This window comes from Paenibacillus profundus, assembly GCF_021369635.1.
GTDB classification, from domain to species: domain Bacteria; phylum Bacillota; class Bacilli; order Paenibacillales; family Paenibacillaceae; genus Paenibacillus_B; species Paenibacillus_B profundus.
This window is the reverse complement of the sequence record NZ_JAJNBZ010000015.1, coordinates 61,331-80,896: the sequence shown is the minus strand read 5'-3', so window position 1 is coordinate 80,896 and position 19,566 is coordinate 61,331. Positions and strand designations below refer to the sequence as shown.

General features: G+C 49.6%; 18 protein-coding genes and 2 pseudogenes. 11 read left to right on the top strand and 9 right to left on the bottom strand.

Annotated elements, in window-relative coordinates; translation table 11 throughout:
* Positions 1 to 20: 20 nt before the first annotated feature.
* From LQV63_RS17735 to LQV63_RS17715, 5 genes and pseudogenes are all read right to left on the bottom strand, one after another.
* Positions 21 to 845, bottom strand: coding sequence for an ABC transporter permease (locus tag LQV63_RS17735; protein WP_233697725.1), 825 nt, complete (start codon positions 843 to 845; stop codon positions 21 to 23).
* A complete protein-coding gene (locus LQV63_RS17730) occupies positions 842 to 1,819 on the bottom strand; it encodes an ABC transporter permease (RefSeq protein WP_233697724.1) in 978 nt (325 codons plus the stop codon). Before LQV63_RS17730 ends, LQV63_RS17735 begins: the two co-directional genes overlap by 4 nt.
* Before the next feature lie 513 nt (positions 1,820 to 2,332).
* A complete protein-coding gene (locus tag LQV63_RS17725) occupies positions 2,333 to 3,052 on the bottom strand; it encodes a 3-ketoacyl-ACP reductase (RefSeq protein WP_233697723.1) in 720 nt (239 codons plus the stop codon).
* Positions 3,049 to 3,378 (bottom strand): antibiotic biosynthesis monooxygenase, encoded by a 330-nt coding sequence (locus tag LQV63_RS17720; protein WP_019421504.1) that lies wholly within the window; start codon positions 3,376 to 3,378, stop codon positions 3,049 to 3,051. Before LQV63_RS17720 ends, LQV63_RS17725 begins: the two co-directional genes overlap by 4 nt.
* Before the next feature lie 209 nt (positions 3,379 to 3,587).
* A pseudogene (locus LQV63_RS17715) lies at positions 3,588 to 3,764 on the bottom strand (helix-turn-helix domain-containing protein); the annotation flags it as partial.
* 294 nt (positions 3,765 to 4,058) lie between these two features.
* Here LQV63_RS17715 and LQV63_RS17710 point away from each other — a divergent pair.
* The 3 genes from LQV63_RS17710 (at position 4,059) to LQV63_RS17700 (ending at position 7,640) form a co-directional block, all read left to right on the top strand.
* Positions 4,059 to 4,829, top strand: a complete 771-nt coding sequence (locus LQV63_RS17710; protein WP_233697722.1) for a hypothetical protein — start codon at positions 4,059 to 4,061, stop codon at positions 4,827 to 4,829.
* A gap of 102 nt (positions 4,830 to 4,931) precedes the next feature.
* Positions 4,932 to 5,729: a hypothetical protein gene (locus LQV63_RS17705; protein ID WP_233697721.1), complete on the top strand. Its 798-nt coding sequence runs from the start codon at positions 4,932 to 4,934 to the stop codon at positions 5,727 to 5,729.
* 522 nt (positions 5,730 to 6,251) lie between these two features.
* A complete protein-coding gene (locus LQV63_RS17700) occupies positions 6,252 to 7,640 on the top strand; it encodes an MATE family efflux transporter (RefSeq protein WP_233697720.1) in 1,389 nt (462 codons plus the stop codon).
* A gap of 62 nt (positions 7,641 to 7,702) precedes the next feature.
* Here LQV63_RS17700 and LQV63_RS17695 read toward each other — a convergent pair whose 3' ends face one another.
* Complete coding sequence (locus LQV63_RS17695) at positions 7,703 to 9,442, bottom strand: glycoside hydrolase family 2 protein (RefSeq protein WP_233697719.1); 1,740 nt, start codon at positions 9,440 to 9,442, stop codon at positions 7,703 to 7,705.
* 166 nt (positions 9,443 to 9,608) lie between these two features.
* Here LQV63_RS17695 and LQV63_RS17690 point away from each other — a divergent pair, with 166 nt between their 5' ends.
* From LQV63_RS17690 to LQV63_RS17670, 5 genes and pseudogenes are all read left to right on the top strand, one after another.
* Positions 9,609 to 10,529, top strand: coding sequence for an ArsR/SmtB family transcription factor (locus LQV63_RS17690; protein WP_233697718.1), 921 nt, complete (start codon positions 9,609 to 9,611; stop codon positions 10,527 to 10,529).
* Between the two features lie 163 nt (positions 10,530 to 10,692).
* Positions 10,693 to 11,439, top strand: a pseudogene (locus LQV63_RS17685) (class I SAM-dependent methyltransferase); the annotation flags it as partial.
* Positions 11,440 to 11,622: 183 nt separating this feature from the next.
* Positions 11,623 to 11,955 carry an NINE protein gene (locus tag LQV63_RS17680; protein WP_019421496.1) on the top strand — a complete coding sequence of 111 codons (333 nt, stop codon included), beginning with the start codon at positions 11,623 to 11,625 and terminating at the stop codon, positions 11,953 to 11,955.
* The gene (locus LQV63_RS17675) at positions 11,955 to 12,401 is read left to right on the top strand and encodes an NINE protein (protein ID WP_233697717.1); all 447 of its coding nucleotides are present in this window, start codon (positions 11,955 to 11,957) and stop codon (positions 12,399 to 12,401) included. Before LQV63_RS17680 ends, LQV63_RS17675 begins: the two co-directional genes overlap by 1 nt.
* Before the next feature lie 289 nt (positions 12,402 to 12,690).
* Positions 12,691 to 13,623, top strand: a complete 933-nt coding sequence (locus LQV63_RS17670) for a phosphotransferase family protein (RefSeq protein WP_233697716.1) — start codon at positions 12,691 to 12,693, stop codon at positions 13,621 to 13,623.
* Positions 13,624 to 13,702: 79 nt separating this feature from the next.
* Here the strand turns inward: LQV63_RS17670 and LQV63_RS17665 are convergent, their stop codons facing one another.
* Positions 13,703 to 14,485 (bottom strand): HAD-IIB family hydrolase, encoded by a 783-nt coding sequence (locus tag LQV63_RS17665; RefSeq protein ID WP_233697715.1) that lies wholly within the window; start codon positions 14,483 to 14,485, stop codon positions 13,703 to 13,705.
* A gap of 66 nt (positions 14,486 to 14,551) precedes the next feature.
* A complete protein-coding gene (locus LQV63_RS17660; RefSeq protein ID WP_233697714.1) occupies positions 14,552 to 15,199 on the bottom strand; it encodes a LysE family translocator in 648 nt (215 codons plus the stop codon).
* Between the two features lie 117 nt (positions 15,200 to 15,316).
* Here LQV63_RS17660 and pdxR point away from each other — a divergent pair, with 117 nt between their 5' ends.
* The 3 genes from pdxR (at position 15,317) to LQV63_RS17645 (ending at position 18,296) form a co-directional block, all read left to right on the top strand.
* Complete coding sequence (gene pdxR / locus LQV63_RS17655) at positions 15,317 to 16,741, top strand: MocR-like pyridoxine biosynthesis transcription factor PdxR (RefSeq protein ID WP_233697713.1); 1,425 nt, start codon at positions 15,317 to 15,319, stop codon at positions 16,739 to 16,741.
* A gap of 72 nt (positions 16,742 to 16,813) precedes the next feature.
* Positions 16,814 to 17,368 carry an ATP-binding cassette domain-containing protein gene (locus LQV63_RS17650; protein ID WP_233697712.1) on the top strand — a complete coding sequence of 185 codons (555 nt, stop codon included), beginning with the start codon at positions 16,814 to 16,816 and terminating at the stop codon, positions 17,366 to 17,368.
* Between the two features lie 118 nt (positions 17,369 to 17,486).
* Complete coding sequence (locus LQV63_RS17645; RefSeq protein ID WP_233697711.1) at positions 17,487 to 18,296, top strand: HAD family hydrolase; 810 nt, start codon at positions 17,487 to 17,489, stop codon at positions 18,294 to 18,296.
* Between the two features lie 110 nt (positions 18,297 to 18,406).
* Here the strand turns inward: LQV63_RS17645 and LQV63_RS17640 are convergent, their stop codons facing one another.
* Entirely contained in the window at positions 18,407 to 19,294 is an 888-nt protein-coding gene (locus LQV63_RS17640) for a LysR substrate-binding domain-containing protein (protein WP_233697766.1), read from the bottom strand.
* Between the last annotated feature and the right edge of the window lie 272 nt (positions 19,295 to 19,566).

Below are 19,566 nucleotides of genomic sequence, written 5' to 3'. Positions count from 1 at the left end.
CTTTTTTGAACACGTGCTCTTCATTTCTTCGGATTGAATTGCGGGCTGCCATAGCGGTTCTGAAGCCAATCACCGAGGAAGGTAATAGCCAGCACCGTCAACACGATGCACGCTCCGGGGAAGGCGACTGCCCACCAGGCGCCTGTCAGCAGATGATTTTGTGCGCCTACGAGCATGTTCCCCCACGAAGCTTCATGCGGCGGGATACCGAGGCCTAGAAAGCTAAGCGTCGATTCGGACAAAATGGCATGGCCGACGCCGCTCGCCGACATGACCAGTATCGTCGGCAAGGAATGCGGAACCAAGTGGCGGACGAACAGCCGATAAGGCGAAGCGCCGACAACGATTGATGCTTGAATGAATACTTCGTCCTTGCGCTCGAACATTTCGGTACGGATGAGGCGGGCAAGCGACATCCAGCCCGTCAGGCCGATGACGAGGACGACTGTGAGCAGACCGGGGGAGAGGATGGCTTGTACTCCAATCATGATAAGCAAGCTCGGGATGCTGAGCAGCGTATCCAGAAGCCGCATCATGATCCGGTCGATCCAGCCGCCGCAGTATCCGCTTACGGTACCGTAGACGACACCGACGACGAGCGACACGAGCATAGCGGCGAATCCGACAGAGAGCGATACTCTCGCGCCGTACAACAAGCGAGTGAACACGTCGCGTCCCATCTCGTCCGTACCCATCAGATGATCTGGCCGCGGCGGCTGCAGAATGGATCCCAGATTGACATCAACCGGGTCGTGCCCGGTTGCATACGGTGCGGCGAACGAGAGCAGAAGCAAGAGACATAGATAGGCGCAGGCGGTGACAGCCAGCCATTTCGTCAGTTTCATGAAGCTGCTCCTTCCTTTACAAGCTGCCGCCGGATGCGCGGATTGAACCAGGCGCAGAACAGATCGATAAGCAAGCTGCCGATAATGACAACGAACGTGCCGAGCAGAATTGCGGCGATGAGTACCGGATAGTCTCGCGTCAGCGCCGATTTCAAGGACAGCATGCCAAGACCAGGCCAAGAAAACAGCGTTTCAATGACGACGGAACCAGCCATTGTCAACGATAATGACATCCCGATATACGTAAGAAACGGCAGTGCTGAATTAGGTGCGATGTGACGGGTTACGATACGCAGGTAAGGAACGCCACGGGCTTCGAGCGCACGCACGAAGTCCTTTTCCTTTGTTATAAGGACATGATTTCGTAAAAGCCGTATGTAATAACCGATGTGTGATAAGGACAGAACGAGTGCGGGAAGCGTAATGTGGCGGAGCCACTCGCCGAATCCTCCATGCGGGCTTCCCATGCCTGCGATGGGGAACCAACCGAAATACAGAGAGAACACGAGCATGAACAGCAACGCTTGATAAAATGCGGGCATGGACATCAATAAGTAACTGAAGACGGTTACAACAACATCAGTCTTGGAAGCATGCCTGAGCCCGGTGTAGGTTCCAAGCAGCAGAGAGGCGAGCACGGTAAGGCACGTCCCTGTCAGCATCAACTGCACGGTGGGGCCGACCGCATTATAAATGATGGTGCTGACGGGTTCCCCATTCAGATAGGAGCGTCCGAGTTCGCCGTGCATCACGCCTTCGAGCCATTTGGTGTACTGGATGTGAAGCGGCTCATCCAATCCGAGATTGTCGCGGATGCGCAGCTGATCGGCAGGTGTCATCTTCTGGATGTTATCGCCATATAGAGCCATCGCCGGATCGCCGGGCAACAGGCGGATAAAGATGAAGACGATTACGCTGACGATCAGCAGCACGACTGCAGCCTCGCCAATTCGTGACAATACAAATCGAAGCACAACATCCTCTCCCAAGCCGTTAGTGGTATCACGAATTACACAATCTGTAACACTATAGCATGGTGTTACGAGTTAGTAAATATGTGATACTGTATAAATTTTCATATTGTATGGTTTTTTTATGAAATAGTAGGGGAGCCATATAAATTGAACGAAAGAAAGATCACATTTCCAGCCAATAACGATATGCTGCCAAGTACTTCTCTCCATTCTCCCACTCGTTCAGAAGGGGCATCCCTCCGTAGCTTCTCAGACGATGCAGCAACATCACCTTTAGATCACACCGCCTAGCGCCTGAGACAGGCGGGAATTGTTGTTACTGATCGAAGGGGAGAGTGAACGGAAGCGCCGAACAGAGAGAGTACCGCCCCTCCAATATCTTGAGATAAGTAACGAAGCGTATCAAACTCTAATCAAGAAATTCAATAACGGACGCGGAAAGTTCCGGTAAAAAAGAAAAACAGGGGATATAAGCTCCCCTGTCTTCTCATGCGATATGTTAATGGACAATGGTTATTGTGGATTCGTGGTCCAAATGCCCGCCGTCTTGATGAAAATGCGCTCAGGCAGCTTCAAGGTAGCGAGTGCCAGATCGGCGACATCCTCTGGCTGCATCATCCGCTCCTCGTCGCCAATCTTGAGGCCGGCGTTCACGGCAAGCTCTGTGTTGACGGTGCTCGGTGTCAACGCCGTGACACGGATATTGTGCTTGCGCACTTCCTGCATCAACGCCTCGGTCAGGCCCATGACGGCAAACTTGGAGGCATTATAGGCGGAGCCCGTCGCAAATCCGCGTTCACCAGCGGTGGAGGCTACATTGATGATGCTGCCGGAGTTCTGTCCGATCATGGTCGGCAGCACGGCGCGCGTTACGTAGTAAGTGCCCATCAGATTGACCTGAATGATGCGCTCCCATTCTGCAGGATCCATCTCCAGAACAGTGCCGAACTTAGCGATACCGGCGTTATTTACCAAAATATCAATTGTGCCGAGTTCGTCTCGGATGGCGGCAACTGCCTTGTCCGCTTCCGCTTGCACGGAAATATCCGCTGCGGCGATGCTGACCTTCACGCCATACTCCTTCGTCAGTGAAGATTTTAGAGCTTCCAGATCGGAAGTCGTCCGGGCGACAAGTCCGAGATGCGTTCCTTCCTTCGCCAAGGCGATCGCGAGGGCTCTGCCGATTCCTTTGCCCGCACCGGTGATGAGAGCGACTTTGTTGTTTAAGTTCATTCCGTTACCGCTCCTTGTTGTGTATTGTGACTGACGACCAGCTCATATTTATTCAGCGATGCGCCCAGCATGTATTCTTTGCTGTCTCCAGCTCCACGGTGCGAAGCGCGGAACGTTTCGCTGGATGTCCAATTGTGAAATGCTTCTTCATTCTCCCAGAGTGTGCACACTTTCAGTTCTTCTTCGCCTTCTTTGCCTTCGCCAAGCCAAGCCTCCATGCGGACGAAGCCGGGCATTTGCTGTACGCCCTTCGCGTTCGCGAAGCGTTCCGCCACCTGCTTCCCGAATCCAGCTTTAATTCTGATTGTGTTTGTAACGACTAACATGCTCTCGCCTCCATTGCACTAATTTGCGCAGAATCGATTGCAGAAACGAATCTCCTTTATGTAATAAATAAGGCTGCTATGCCGTTTCTGTAGTCTGCACTATCTATTATAACGGAACGGAAGGCCAAGATCATATATCACGTCTTATAGCATGCAGCCAGGAGTTCGACGCACTATACCCTCATTGAAAGCAAGTCAGTTCGCCATTATCAAATAGAGAAAAAGCGCTGGCGGTAGCTGCGCGGCGCAATTCCCTCATATTTGCTGAAGCATGAGGTGAAGTAGGCAGCATGACGGAACCCGATGTCTTCGGCGATGCGGGAGACGGTCAAATCAGTCTGCAGCAGCAGAATTTTGGCTTGCTCGATGCGATAGCGCATCAAAAAAACTGATTGGATTGCTGCAAGCTTTTCTGGCAAGCGCGGCACCTTTCAATGGCCGACCAGCAGCCAAAGACGACCACGCGAGCTGCGTCGGCTACTGGGAACTATCGCTTTCCTAACGACAGGCTCATCGCGAAGTCGTTTACCAAAGATTTGAGCTTTTTAGATGGAGTTGCTTTCGAGAATCGAGTTCAGAGATCCTATCGTAAATTTACAACATAAAACTTTACAAATGTATCCAATTGTCTTAACCTTATAATAGATGCATATCCTTATATACTAAAGGAGGCGTTAAAAGTGTTTAAAAAATGGTCCACATTCCTTGGTTTGTTGTTACTCTTATCAGCGATGGCCACTACTGTTTGTACTGCCGCTTCTGATCAAAGTTCTTTGAATATAAATGAAAGCAAACATTCGACCCATCGGTTTTACTTAACTACTGACCCGGTCAAAAATCAAGATTTAATTAAGTCGTACGGGAACCTTTCTTTAAATGATAACATTAGCTACTTTTTGAATTCATCTACTTATGCTAGTTCTGACTACACTCTCCTGAATTCCTCCCCAACACAAGAAGGAGATGATTACTCTAATTTTTATGGTGTCGTGCGTTTGTACAAAGCAAAGGATGCGGGAAAACATAAGTTGTATGTTCTAGAACAAGTTTCTACGGCGTCAGGAATTACGAAAGATAGTAAATCTTCAGGAATATCGCAGTTGAAGTGGAGATCATACTATTCCTCCGAAGGAGGTTCTATCAGCCTAAATGACTGGTCGCCAAAAGGGACTACAAAGCAAAAATCAACAAGTGCCTTCAATTGGGCCATCAACCCCTCGATTGAAGGGGTGAGTGTAGGTTCGATTGGTGGATCATTTCAATTGGATGAAGGACTGCTTGTAGCGGAACCAAGTACCAATACTTTCAGTGAGACTTGGACTGGAGATCCTGTAGTTCACCCTGCAAATGTAGCACAAGAAGGCGCAACAGCTTGGTTTGTTAAAAATGGAGATGAACCAGGCTTACAATTTTGGTGGCAATGGAATTGGTCATACAGCTACTGGTATTGATTTAAGGCTCTACACAAAAAAATCTTGAAAATTGATTATGATTGTGTAGTAGGATAACCCCCTCCTCTTTGAACTATCTGTTGAATGTGAGGCACCATAATTATGAAATGGATAAAATATATGTTTCTGTTATTAGTTATCATTCTTCTCAGCGCTTGTCAAAATTCAACCAAGGATAATTCAGACATAACGGCCAATGATAACTCAGAAAAGATAATTTTAACTGATAAAATTGATTCATCAATTTTGTATTACGAGATTAGGAATAAACCAACTTCTGAATTAATTGGGACCCAAGAAATATCAATACATCAGGAAGGTGATTACTATATACTCGATGAGAAAAGATTTTTGAAAAAGGAATTTTTAGTGGGGTTGGGAAAAGACTTACTTAACATAAAAAAATATAAGTTAAACTCTGAATATTCATTAGTGGATTTATCTGAAACAGAATATATAGATAACAAAGAACGGTATGAAAGAGAAGTTAGTACAAGAATTTCAGATAATTCAATTGTTATTGACACAAAATCTACTGAACATACTCTAGATGGTAAAAATAATACTTCCAACGTACAAATTGCTTATCCTGATAATTATATGTTAAGTTCAGGGTCTTACTTTCAAATTCCATTTCTTATTAAGAACTTAAATGATAAGTATATTTTTTGCAATACATTGGACGGAAAAATTAATAGTTACATTAATAAAGGGAATGAAGACATAAAAAACTCTATATTAGGAAAAATTAATTCGATCGCATTAACTACTATGGATAATAAAGTGAAAATATGGATTGATCCAAACCTTCGCATCATATTTCAGATAGAGGAAGAAATTACAGATGAATCCATATTGGTTACCACTCTAAAGAAAATTGAAACAAGAGCTAATAAATAAATGATCTCCTTCCTGGACTCTATAATGAGATTTCGATAAAAAACGCTTTCAACTCTACCCAATTATTCAGATATATTCAAGCAAATTAGAAGCTACAGCCAGAATGATAATTCCTGGTCACAGTTTTCTACTTTGCTTTTTTGTTATTCCTATTTTACAACAGCACGCTTGTTGAATAACCACTAAATGGTGGAAAAGGAATCTCTAACCTGGCAAAATGTTTGTACCCCTACAAACTTAACCGAAAGGTGGCGACTCCATGAAAAAGTCTAACACGATCCTGTCTATCCTTACTGCTGCTAACTCCTGAAAAAGTCACCTCTATCGGCATCTGGAGCAGGAAGCGGTGAGGGTTCTGTCGAAGTAAACGTATATGAAAAATCAAGTGGATACACTACTGGCTGTTTAGGTTGGATTCCTGATACATCGCATCAAGTATACCATCTATAATAATATCGTTCTATCTGCTTAGAGACGTAATTTCAGCGTTGTGACACCAGGGGAAAGCAGGAGGTTTGTTTTGTGAATGACGAACGGAATAAGTTTTCATTAGGTCTGCTGGCATGGCCTATTTTTGTAGAATTGTTTTTGCAGTTTTTGCTCGGAGCGGCGGATACACTCATGGTCAGCCGCATTTCGGATGACGCAGTGGCGGTTGTCGGATTTTCCAACCAATTGTTCATGGCGCTGACGACGCTGTTCATGACGGTAGCCAGCGGGGCTGGCATTCTCATTGCGCAGAAGCTGGGATCCCGTCAAGAGAATGATGCCCGCACGATTGCGATTATGGCGGTGACGGCCAGTGCGTTTATTGGTGTTCTGCTCAGTCTGTTATTGTACACGCAGCCGCGCGCTATCGCATCCGTGCTGCAGCTGCCTGATAACCTGCTGCCGCTCGCGGAAGTATATATTTCGATTGTGGGCGGGGGCATGGTGCTGACGGCGCTCATGTCCACCCTCAGCACAGTCATCCGCAATACTGGCAATACGAAAGGTCCGATGTATACGGCGATCGGCATGAATGTCGTGCACGTAATTATGAACTACGGGTTCATTTTTGGAGAATTCGGATTTCCGCAATGGGGCTTGACCGGGGTGGCGATCTCGACGCTCGTCAGCCGTCTGCTTGCTACCGTGCTGCTATTATATCTGTTTGTGCGCTCGTTCGAGCCAAGCATCCGTACGCGGGACTTGCTGACGTTCGATAGCAAGCTGTTCAAAGAGATTCTTCGCATCGGATGGCCGCTGGGCGTTAATATGTCCTGTTGGGTGTTCTCCCAGCTTGTCATCTTCACGTTCATCGCTTTGCTGGGAGCGAAGGAGCTGGCAGCACGGACGTATATGAATACGTTGGAATCGTACTGCTTCTTGCTCGGCAATTCCATCGCGCTCGCGGTTCAGATTCAGATTGCCCATTTGTACGGTGCAGGGCGCACGCGTGATGCATACAAGGTAGCGTATCGGGCACTTGGCGTCGGGCTTGCGCTGGTAGTGGTGAATGCGTCTATGATCTTCGTTTTCGGCAAATGGCTGCTCGGCTTATTTACGACCGACACGGACATTATTGCGCTCGGTGTTTCGCTGCTCGGATTCAATCTATTGCTGCAGCCCGGCAAGATGTTGAACATGGCGATTAACAACTCGCTCAATGCGGTCGGAGATACCCGGTTCACGATGCTTGCGTCGCTCTTCTCGATGTGGCTCATCGCTACGGCGCTGTCCTATGTGATAGGCATCGGATGGGGATGGGGACTGGCAGGCATATATATCTGCATGATAGCTGATGAGTATGTGCGCGGATTTCTTGCCTTGTATCGTTGGAAGGGGCAAAAATATTTGCGCAGGGCGGAGCGTGACAAAGAAGACAGCGGCTTTTCGTCCATAGCGGGGCGACCGGCGGCAGAAGTGTGACGGGTATAAAAGAGAGAGCGTGCAGCCGATGAACAAGAAGGTTGCGCGCTCTCTTTGCGCTGTCAGTCCTCAATGGCGGCTTTCTGGGTGTTGATGCGCCGAATGAGGCCAGGATCGAATTTAGGCTTGCGGTCGTACGTGCACAGCCCGTTTACTTCCTGTTCGATATCATAAAGCTGCGTGTAACAGAAGCCACACATCATCGGATGATCGAGCAGCGTACTCGTCAATTTCCCGTATCGCTCGATGAATTCGGGTTCGCTTGTCGGGCGGTCGCCGTAGCCCCAGCCATGCCCATCGGTTTGCCCCGGATTCCACCAGATACCACCGTATTCGCTTACGAAATACGGTTGGCCTTCATAGGCTTGACGCTCTGGAAAAGTGACGAACGCTGGTCCGCCGTGCTTCATTGGTTCATACTTTTCTCGGAATGTATCTGGATTCTGATCATAATCATGGACGTCAAAAATGTCAGTGACTACATGATAATTGCCGCTCGTATCGATGACAGGACGTGTCGGATCCACCAACTTGGTCACGGAATGGACGATGCGCAAAATCTCGTCATTCTGTTTCTTCCCGTCGGCATCCCACGTCTCATTAAACGGACACCAGCCAATAATCGAAGGATGGTTGAGATCTCGGATGATGGTCTCCAGCCATTCGGGAAGAAACCGTTCCAAGCCTGCGGCGCTCGTAATGTCCAGTCCCCAGTTGGCATACTCCCCCCAGACCAGATATCCGAGCCTGTCAGCCCAATACAGGAAGCGCGGCTCGAATACTTTCTCGTGCAGACGTGCTCCGTTGAAACCGAGATTCATTGAAATCTCAATATCCCGGCGCAGATCATCATCAGTCGGAGCGGTATATATCCCGTCAGGATAAAAGCCTTGATCGAGCACTAGCCGCTGGAACACCGACTTGCCGTTCAACCGGAACGCCATGCCGTCCAGCTTGACAGAACGCAGCCCGAAGTAGGATTGGACTGAATCGATGGCCGCATCGTTGCGCCGGATAGTTAACTGCAGATCGTATAGCTCCGGATGCCCCGGCTCCCATAGACACACCTCATCAAGCGGAATCGTCAGCCGCAGCGATGAGCCGGACAAGATGGCGGCTGAACTTCCAACCGGACGACCTCTATGCGACGCTTCTGCTTCAAGGACACATGCATTCGTATCTCCGGCCACATTCGCTTGCAGGTGAACACAGCCATTGTCCGGATCGGCAATCAGCTTGAAGGAGGAGATGGAAGTTAGCGGCACGCATTCCACCCAGACGGTCTGCCAAATGCCGGTCGTGCGCGTGTAGTCGCAAGCATGTGAATGCAATCGTTCGCTCTGTTTGCCGCGCGGCTGCAGGGGAGAGCGCACGTCGTCTTCGGCGCATACCGCCACCACGTTGTCCCCGGGTACAACCGTATTTGTAATATCGAATGAGAAGGAACTATATCCTCCGCGATGCGTCCCGACGGCCGTTCCGTTTATCCATACCTCTGTATCATAATCAACTGCTCCAAAATGAAGCCATATGCGTTGGCCGTTCCACTGCGCTGGCAGAGTGAATACCCGTTTGTACCAGACCGCGTCCATGAAATCCGTATAATGCACGCCGGAGAGCTTGCTTTCGGGACAAAAAGGGACAATGATGCGGTCCTGTAATGCTGCTTCCGGTGCGTACAAAGATCTTTCTTTGCCGCTCCGGCCATGATCGATTTCAAATTGCCATTCGCCGTTCAAGTTGAGCCATTCGTCGCGCATCATTTGCGGCCGTGGATATTCCGGTCTAGGAATGGTGTTCATGTTTTTCCCTCCAATAAGTTAACTATAAAGTTAATTAATTAATAAATTTATGAACTATATTTGTTATTATAATAATGCTGCCAGTTCTGACGGTCAATACTAATGGTTTAATTAACTTGCAGGTTATATAATGACAGTAAAATAGATGAATTCGAGGTTATTGCTTATGAAAATTGAAGTATCTGTACAGAACATGACTTTCTTAGAATGTCTGTCGTCAGAGACAAGGGTAAAAATAATTGAGCTGCTGAATGAGAAGCCGCTGAACATTAAGGAGATGTCACAAGCGCTCGGCATTTCATCGGCCATCGTGACGAAGCATATTCAGAAGCTGACCGAAGCGGGCATCGTATCGTGCGCAAGCGTTGCGGGAAAACGGGGCATACAAAAAATTTGCTCGTTGCAAATGAAACAAGCCATTCTGGAATTCAGACCGAAACGGGCGCGGCCGCTGACGCATACCGTGTCGATTCCGATCGGGCAATATGCCGCTTGTGAAGTCCGGCCGACCTGCGGCTTGGCATCATCCGAACGCATCATTGGCGTCATGGACGATCCGCGCTATTTCGCTGATCCGGCGCACGTCCGCGCCAGCCACCTCTGGTTCGGCAGCGGTTATGTCGAATACCGGCTCCCGAATTTTTTGCTCGGCAATCAAGCGGCACGCTCCTTGGAGATCTCGCTTGAGCTCTGTTCCGAAGCGCCTGGATATAACGAAGCTTGGCCGTCGGACATTTCTTTCTACATCAATGATATTCCGATCGGCATGTGGACCTGTCCGGGTGATTTTGGCGAGCGAAAAGGGGTATATACCCCAAGCTGGTGGAACAATGGGACGCAATACGGATTGTTGAAGACGATTTCGGTGAGCGATCGGGGGACTTATGTGGATGGGGTACGAATGTCCGACGTGACGATAGACGATGTAAACATCCAGTTCGGCAAGGATATCGGCTTTCGCATCGCATCGCATGACACTTCCGTCAATCCTGGAGGCGTCAGTCTGTTCGGCAAGCACTTCGGGAACTACAACCAAGATATTGACGTTATTCTGGCATACGACATCATTGGCTCCAAGGGCAATTAAAATGCCAATAGCGCCTCTTTACAGGGACAGGGAATGGTTGGTAAAATGACAATGTTGATAAATGAAACTTAGTTTTGTCTGGTGAAACTACGGTGACCAATTCAGTTTCCAAGAGAGGTGCAATAATAATATGGTGGACATCAAGCAGCAAGTCATGCAGTAATTCGGTCAAAATGCCGCGAAGTATGTAACGAGTCAAGGCCATGCTCAAGGCGAGGACTTGGAGTGGCTGTTGCAAATGGCGGCGATGGAGACGAAGCGGGATGTACTGGACATCGCGACCGGAGGAGGACATGTCGCGAATGCGCTCGCTCCGCTGGCTGAGAATGTGGTGGCGTACGATCTGACACCGGCAATGCTCGATCATGCAAGAAGATTCATTGCCGGGAATGGCTATGGCAATGTGCAGTTCGTGCAAGGAGATGCGGAACGGCTGCCGTTTTCTGACTGTGCCTTCGATATGGTGACCTGCCGTATTGCGGCGCACCATTTTCCCGACGTGCTGGCGTTCGTGCAGGAATCCTGGCGCGTGCTTCGGCCTGGTGGCAGCTTTCTGCTTATCGACAACGTTTCTCCCGAGAATGACGCCTATGACGCATTTTATAATGCAGTCGAGAAGCGGCGGGATCCGAGCCATTGCCGCGCCTTGAAAAAAACAGAGTGGCTTCGCATGCTTGAGGAAAAAGGTCTGGCGATAGAATTCATGATGACGTTTGCCAAGCGTTTCCGCTACGACAGCTGGTTCGATCGCATGGGACGTCCGCAGCAAGAGAAAGACGAATTGGAACAGACGATGCTTGCCGCACAGGGAGAGATTCGACATCATTTTCGCATCGCGGTTGAAGAGGAACGTGTTGTTAGCTTCGAAGGTGAATCCATGCTCGTCAAGGCAAGAAAAGAAGTTAAATGACTGCATGGCATCCTAAAAGTTCATATTTATGAACCCAACATTATAATAATATGTGAAGTAGGGTGCGCTACCGGCGCTCCTTATTTTTTTTATGAATGAGGATTTTTCCAAAATTATCATGGTGTTGGAGCGTCAATGCTTGCTATACTGACTTCACTAATAGTGTAAAAGGAGTGCATCATATTGTACAACACGATAGGGATGAAGAACCAGCTCGATGCGAGAGAGCTTATGCTGCTCGAATCGGAAATGAAAAATCAGGGCAAGAGCATGCTTGTGGCTTATATCCTGTGGTACTTTCTCGGATTATTCGGCGGACATCGCTTCTATATGAAGAAGACGGGCTCAGCCGTGGCTCAGCTTATTCTGTCGCTAACGGTTTTTGGATTGATTGTGACTTCCATCTGGTGGATTGTAGACGCCTTTCTGCTTCACACATGGGTGCGCGAGAAGAACCAGTACACGGAAGGCATGCTGATGCAACAAATTCTGAATAACAAAGGGTTCAACTATTAATGAGGAACGGGGCATTTCATGATTTTGCTTCCGCGAAGCGGCAATTAAGTCTGAAGGAGCTGGCTATTCTCCAATCAGAGATGCGTCACCAGGAGAAATCGTTGGCGCTCGCCTACCTGATGCTCATTGGCGGGCATCTTGGGGTGCACCGATTCTATCTGCGCCGCTTCGGCTCCGCTTTCGTTCAATTGGCGCTCTTTGTTGCGCTGATCGTATTCTATGCTTTGTTTGGCGTCATGACGGCTGGCGGGGAAATGGACGATCCGGTGTCGAATGTATTTTTGGCGTTGACGCTCGTTTCTTTTCTTGCATTGAGCGTCTGGGTTTTCGTGGATCTATTCTTGGTGAATAAGATGGTGAAGCAGTGGAACGAAGCCCGCGAATCGGAAATCATCCATTATTTAGTGAATAACCGTGCCCCGGAACAACCGGAGAATTCTTTATAAGATCCCTTCCGAGCCAGTCTGCAGAGAACGGCTTAATAAGAGAGGCACCACGAGACACATTCGTCCTTTTGGGAGAATGTGTCTTTTTACGTACCGGGAGATGTGCTGCCGCTGCCGCGCATACATTGTTGCTCAAGGTGACATCTAACAAAAAAGCAGCCGTAGTCGGCTGCTGCTCAATTCCATATCTAGAACTCTATCAACAGTCTATCAAAAATAAAAATATAAGTCTATATTTTTTCGCTCCTTTCTTACATAATCAATCTACCGAAAGAAAGGAGTGATTGGATTGACATTGCATATTCCCGACAGATGGCTTGAAAGAGCAGGGCACTTTCCGCTTGTGGAACAATCGAAGCATTGGGAGTCGTTGCGGCAATGGTCTTTGTCCGGCGTGTACCGCGTGACATTATTGTCCGGAGCGACAGTTATCGCGAAGTGCTCTGGCGGCAAAATGAAGGGAGAACCTGACTTGTATAACGACGTGCTGGCTCCGCTTCACATCGAGCGGCCTTGCATATATGCGGCGTTCGAAGACGAGACCGGCTGTTACATGATGATGGAGGACGTTGGCACGGATACGCTGGAATCCAAGCCTTCGGCAGACGCTTTTCTGCAAGCGGCTCGCCAGTTGGCTGTCATTCATCGCACCGCAACCTCATTTATGAAGGATGGGGCGTTGGCGGAAGAAGCTTTTCACCGACATTATAAAGGGGAAGATATGTTTCTGGACGATCTTGCCTATGTGACAAGCCACCCATTTTTCGCTGGCTCGCAGCGACAGGTGCTGGAACGACTTGTCCTCTTGTTCCCCGAGCATTTGGAACGGCTGTACTCGGAGTATCCGGTCACGTTCGTGCATAACGACTATTTTCCGAAGAACATCATCGTGCAGGAAGAAGGGCAAGGGGTGAGGGTCATTGACTGGACAAACTCTTATCTGAGTCCTCATTTGGGCGATCTGTACGGCTTGAGTCAAGAAGCCGCGGCATACGGCGCATCAAGAGAGCAAATGCTGCAAGCCTATGCGGAAACGAGCGGCCTCTATGGAAATGCCGAGCTGACATTGGACTGGCTCGTTCGCGTGGGAGGCGTGTGCTGGTTCATTCATACGATACGGTGGATTCTTGATTACGGGCGGCATGTCATTTCCGGTTCGGAGGCATGGATAGGCGATATGCTGCTCGACCTAGAGGAGCTCACGAACAGCATGTCCCGCTAGTTGCAGGCGAGGGGCGATACACAGAGAAAAAAAGGTCCGTCAAACGATCGAGACTGTTGGACGGACCTCCTCCTTTATTTTAACGTGATAGCAGTACCTCTTCGCTTTTCGAGGCTAAGTCCTTCAGCATGTCTACAATGCGATGTTCGATATCCTGATCAACTGTCTCGAGGCGATGCGTTGCGAAGGGAGTCAACCCTGCGAAGCTCCCGATCGCGACGGCGGTACCGGCTTCCTGAAACATCGGGATATCGTTCATATCGTTGCCGAAGCAAGTGAATTGCCTAGGGGCGATGCCATACGAACGGATAGCGGCCATTTTGTTGACACCTTGATTCGTAATATCGAGTATTCCTTCTGAGGAATGATAGTGAATCGTCACGTTCAACCCCTCCATCGTCTTGGCCAGCTCCTCAAAATGATCGCAGGACAGAACGAGCAGCTTCACCACATGCTTCAGATCGGTCAATTCTACGCGGCGGGCAAGCTGCAAGGCATCGACATTCATCAGAAACGGATGATCTTCTCCACAGTTATATGCATAATTCCACTCATCGTCGATCAAATATGATGCGTGATACGAATCCAAAATCCCGATAATTTCCCGTGCGAGCGCCTCCGGAATCGGGTTCACCGCTACAGGTTCTCCACCAAAATGCGTCATTGCGCCGTTGGCTCCGATCAATAGATTCTGGTGGAATCGGCTATCGAGCACCGGCAGCATGTCCCTGCACGGTCTGGCGGACGCGAAGCCGATGACATGCCTGGAAGATTGCAGCTCCTGAAGACAGTCGAGGATGGTCTCCGACACGGGTTGACCTTTGAATGAAATGGTTCCATCAATATCGAAAATAAAATGCATTGCTAAATCCCTCTCTTTTGTTTAATTCCTAGAATTCATGAAGTTTCTTAGTTCCTTTGAGTAACTTTACATTTGCGCCAACGATATAAATTGTACGACAGCGCAGTAACCGAAATATAGACCGAATCCAATGAGCGAAACGCCGGCAATGACGGAGATTCCCTTCATCAAGCGAGGGGTGACCGCCCTGCGGCTTACATGCACGACGGTGGATACTAAGATGTCCCACACGAACACTCCGGCAAAAATCGCACCGCTATACAATAACGCCTGACCGTTCCCCATCGTCTCCAGCATCTTCGTAATGACAGACCCATAGATTCCTATCCAGAACACGATGTTCAACGGATTGGAGATCGCAATGAGAAAGCCGGACAGGAAGGATTTCCCGACATGCTCTTTGCGGGAGCCGCTGCTACTGATATCTATCCCTTTGCGGGCGTCGCGGATGCTCTCGTATCCGAGCAGCGTAAGGACGGCAAAGCCCATTATCCAAATGAGCAACTTCGCCAGCGGTGTCGTCAAATAAGCGGCAGCACCAAAGTAGATAAGCAGCATGAACACGAGGTCAGCGCACATCGCGCCAATGCCGACGAACCATGCGTTCCAGAACCCATTGCTCAGTCCAGCCTTGATTTGCGCCACGTTGACGGGGCCGACGGGTGCAGACAGCGAAATTCCGAGCAAAACATAACTAATCCAAATGCTTGCCATAGTTGTTCCTTTCTTACGGTACAGAGTTGAAAAGTCTGGTATAATCATAGTCAAACTCTGTCCTGTTGATAAGTGCCAGATTAGTAGATTTATATGGGGACAGATTGGGGGGGAAGGATGCTGGAGATTACGCCTTACATTGACGAACAGGCAGACGAACCGAAATATATGCAAATCTATCATTATATAAAGCGGCAAATTATGAGTGGCGGCATCTTGGCTGGAACGAGGCTGCCTTCGATACGGCAATTGGCAGACAGCTTGCATCTCAGCCGCAACACAGTAGAAGCCGCTTATCAGCAATTGCATGCGGAAGGTTATGTGGACAGTCGTTCCCGCATCGGCCTGTTCGTGTGCGAGATTGAGAGCGATATGGGCGAGACAGCTGGAGTTAGTAACCGGCTTGTCTACAGTGGGAGGGATACGGTTGCTGAAGCTGTGGCCGAACCCGGCGTCGATATCGATTTCCGGCATGGCAACATTGATTTTGACGGCTTTCCGCTGTCTCTGTGGCGCAAGCTGTCGAACGACGTATTCCGCCTGACGCCTGTCGAAGCGCTGCAATACGGAGAACGCCAAGGAGAGATGGGGCTGCGCCGGCAGATTGCGCAATATTTGCGTCATTCGCGTGGAGTATCATGCCAAGCGGATCAGATTGTCATCGGGGCGGGCATCCAGCAGTTGCTTATGCTGCTCAGTCAGATGATCGGTGGCGATCGGCGGACCATTGCCGTAGAGGATCCCGGCTATGATGGAGCGCGGACGATCTTCCGCAATCATCGGCTGAGTATCGTCTCCGTTCCGCTGGAGCAAGACGGAATGAATGTGCGCCGGCTGAAGGAGAGCGGGGCGGAGGCGGTATACATTACCCCATCCCATCAATTTCCTTCTGGGATGGTCATGTCAGTTGCGAAGCGAATGCAATTGCTGCAATGGGCGGAGGAGCGGGATGGACTTATAATAGAGGACGACTACGACGGCGAATTCAGATATCATACGAAGCCAATCCCTGCCCTGCAAGGTCTGGATTCGACAGGAAGGGTCGTATATATGGGCACATTCTCCAAATCGCTGCTGCCTTCCATTCGATTAAGCTACATGGTGCTGCCGCCGGCGCTGCTGGAACGGTACAAGGTGGAGTTTGCCGTGTATGAGCAGACCGCATCCAAGCTTCATCAGTTGACGTTGGAACGATTTATGCAAGAAGGACATTGGGAGAAGCATTTGCGGAAAATACGCAAAGTGTATCAGAAGAAGCATGCGGTGTTATTGCTTGCTTTGAAGCGTACAATGGGCGATCGAGTACGCATCATTGGCCACGATTCCGGCCTCCATTTGCTTATACAGATCCAGAACGGCATGACGGAAGCCGGGTTGCTGGAAGCCGCCGCCCGCGCTGGGGTGAAGGTGTATCCGACCTCGAATTATTGGGGGGAGCCGGCAGACGTTCAGGCTGCCGCATTACTGCTCGGGTTCGGCGGCTTAAGTAATCAGCAGATCGAAGATGGCATCACTCGGCTTCATGGCGCTTGGTTCCATTAGTAAAGGGCAAATATGGAAATATCCGTCTTATCTCAAAGTACATCTATGTATAGATAAAGAGAAGGATTGCACATGAATCGAGGTAAGACGTTATCCAGATTATGGGGATATATGAGACAGTATAGGCTGTTGTACGCCGGACTCTTTGCAACGATGATGATAAGTATCGCGGTGAATCTTGGCTCTTGGCATTGCGTGCGGGATTATTACGGCTTCGTTCCGCAGGAGATGCAGTTATTTACTGGAACGATATGGGACAATATTTCCGACGGCAAGTCTGATGCAACCGAAGAGGAAGTGAGCGCCGCCGCTAAGCATGCGAATGCGTACGACTTCATTATGCAGCTGCCGAACGGCTTCCATACGGAAATTGGGGAACGCGGCTCACAGCTGTCGGGCTGCCAGCGCCAGCGCATTTCTATTGCCCGGGCAATTATACGTAATGCCCCTGTGCTGCTGCTGGATGAAGCAACGGCGGCGCTCGATAACGAATCGGAACGGCTGGTGCAGGATGCGCTGTCAAGGCTGATGAAGGACAAGACGACACTAGTTATCGCTCATAGGCTATCTACTATCCGCCATGCGGATACCATTTTGGTTATGGAGGACGGGAGCATTGTGGAGTGAGGGACATATGAAGAGCTGCTTGCGCTTGAGGGAAAGTATTATGCGCTGTACTGTACGCAGCTGCAGCAGCAGGATGACGGCCAGACAGCCGAACTCGTTAAAAAGGCAGGGATGAGCATTGAACAAATGGATTACGTTTGATTTGGATGGAACGTTGATGCAGAATCCGTTTTCCGCATGGATTTTTCCCGAGGTGGAACAACTGATTTGCGGTGAACTGAACCGAAATATTGAAGTTAGGAAGGCGTTGTTCCAAGAGCATAAGCTCCGGATGAAGCGGCAGGAGATGGTTGCGGCCTACGATTGGGATGATATCGTGCGTCAGCTCTCGAAGGATTGGGGACTTAGCCTGTCCATCGATGTGGAGCAGCTGCTGTTGAAGCATGCTGCCGCGCCCAAAATTTATTTGCTGGATGACACAGTGCTTCCGACGTTGGAGAAGCTGAAGCAGAAAGGTTATTCACTTGCGGCCGTGACGAACGGATTCCGTAAATACCAATATCCCGTAATGGAGGAGCTTGGCATCGGAAGCTTGTTCGATGATATCATCACCCCAGAGCGAATGGAGTGCGGGAAGCCCGACGCCGGCATATTGCGGGAGCTGCAGCAAGACGGGATAATCGTGGCCCATGTCGGAGATCGTCTCGATCACGATATACATATGGCGAACCAATCCGGCATTCCATCCGTGCTGGTTGCTCGGGATTTACCTGCCGGATTGGAAGTGCTGTCCCCGGCAGAACGGACGACACAGGCGCCGTTCCTGCAGCGTTGCGAGGAGCAGATGCGCAAGGAAGACCCGGAGCTGCACACTTCGTTGCAGCCCGAGGCATATCGGCCCGCTTATGCCATCTGCCAGATGGATGAGCTGCTAGCATGCATCGACGAGCTAGCCTCCCGGTCCAGCGGCGCCGCCGCTGCTGATTAAGCGCCACTGCGCAAAAACACCTGAATGAACTATCCCTCGCTGCCGCAATAGCAACAAAGCCGATCGGGCAACTCCGGTCGGCTTCTTCTATTTGCTTACTTGATGCGTTCTTAGATGTTGAGCTGTCTTAGCTTCTGGACGAACATTTTCATCGCCATGGTGGAAGAGGTTTTCGTATCCTGCAAAATAAAAAACTGCCGCGTAATGCGCGCGCCCTTCACTTGGATGCTGCACAATTCGCCCGCTTCCAGCTCTTTGCGGATGACCCATCGGGACAGAAGCGCGGCGCCGAGACCAGCCATAACTGCTTCCTTCACGCCCTGATTGCTATTAAAGACGAAGGTGCGCTTCACTGCAAGCCCCAGATCCTTAATGAACTGATCACAATAAGACCTCGTGCCAGAGCCGTTCTCCCGCAGTATCCACACTTGATGCTGCAGCATGGCCGCATCGGCCGTACGAGTGGAGCACAAGGAGTGATCCGGCGGCACGACCAGCACCATTTCGTCCTCCATGAACGGATGCTTCACTTGAATGTCCGCATAGTCCACCTTGCCCTCCACAAGCCCGATATCAAGCTCATTGGACCGGATAGCTTGCGCGATATCCTCCGTATTCGCAATCGTCGCGTGAACGTCCACTTGCGGATATTGCTGGGCGAATTCCGCAATGAGCCGCGGCAAAATATATTCGCCAATTGTATAGCTGGCGCCAATTTTAAGAGAGCCCGTCACTTCATCCCGCAACAGATGAATCTCTTCTTTGGCTGTATCGAAGAGCGAGAGCATTTGCTTGGCGCGTTCGTATAGTATCTCCCCTGCTTCCGTCATCTTGACGTGCTTCGAGGAACGGTGAATGAGCTTGACGCCGAATTCATTTTCCAAATTGCGAATGTGCAGGCTGACGCCCGGCTGGGACAGATTGAGCACTTTGGCCGCGCGCGAGAAATTGCTCTGTTCCACTACCGTTACATACACTTTCAATGTATCTACCATCATTTTGTTGTTCCTCCGCAGTCTGCAAGCTGTACCGCTTGCCATACGTTCCATCATCTTGAACGTCCACCACCCATTTTATCCCTTCCCGCTGTTCGGAACAATCCCGTAATAACACGGTCTTGGTGCATATTGCCCATACAAGCATAAGTATTCCTAATCGTTACGATAGCATTTCGGTATTTCACTTCCCCCGGAATCCTCTATATAGTGGAATTATGAACACAAGGTTCATTGGAATATAGCAACGTGATGTTAATGGTGTTGAGTGGCAA

Bases quoted from the DNA above. Each gene is read 5' to 3' on its own strand.
- LQV63_RS17735 (WP_233697725.1), bottom strand. From the start codon at position 845: ATGAAACTGACGAAATGGCTGGCTGTCACCGCCTGCGCCTATCTATGT.
- LQV63_RS17725 (WP_233697723.1), bottom strand. From the start codon at position 3,052: ATGAACTTAAACAACAAAGTCGCTCTCATCACCGGTGCGGGCAAAGGA.
- LQV63_RS17720 (WP_019421504.1), bottom strand. From the start codon at position 3,378: ATGTTAGTCGTTACAAACACAATCAGAATTAAAGCTGGATTCGGGAAG.
- LQV63_RS17705 (WP_233697721.1), top strand. From the start codon at position 4,932: ATGAAATGGATAAAATATATGTTTCTGTTATTAGTTATCATTCTTCTC.
- LQV63_RS17695 (WP_233697719.1), bottom strand. From the start codon at position 9,442: ATGAACACCATTCCTAGACCGGAATATCCACGGCCGCAAATGATGCGC.
- LQV63_RS17690 (WP_233697718.1), top strand. From the start codon at position 9,609: ATGAAAATTGAAGTATCTGTACAGAACATGACTTTCTTAGAATGTCTG.
- LQV63_RS17675 (WP_233697717.1), top strand. From the start codon at position 11,955: ATGAGGAACGGGGCATTTCATGATTTTGCTTCCGCGAAGCGGCAATTA.
- LQV63_RS17665 (WP_233697715.1), bottom strand. From the start codon at position 14,485: ATGCATTTTATTTTCGATATTGATGGAACCATTTCATTCAAAGGTCAA.
- LQV63_RS17660 (WP_233697714.1), bottom strand. From the start codon at position 15,199: ATGGCAAGCATTTGGATTAGTTATGTTTTGCTCGGAATTTCGCTGTCT.
- pdxR (WP_233697713.1), top strand. From the start codon at position 15,317: ATGCTGGAGATTACGCCTTACATTGACGAACAGGCAGACGAACCGAAA.
- LQV63_RS17650 (WP_233697712.1), top strand. From the start codon at position 16,814: ATGAATCGAGGTAAGACGTTATCCAGATTATGGGGATATATGAGACAG.
- LQV63_RS17640 (WP_233697766.1), bottom strand. From the start codon at position 19,294: ATGATGGTAGATACATTGAAAGTGTATGTAACGGTAGTGGAACAGAGC.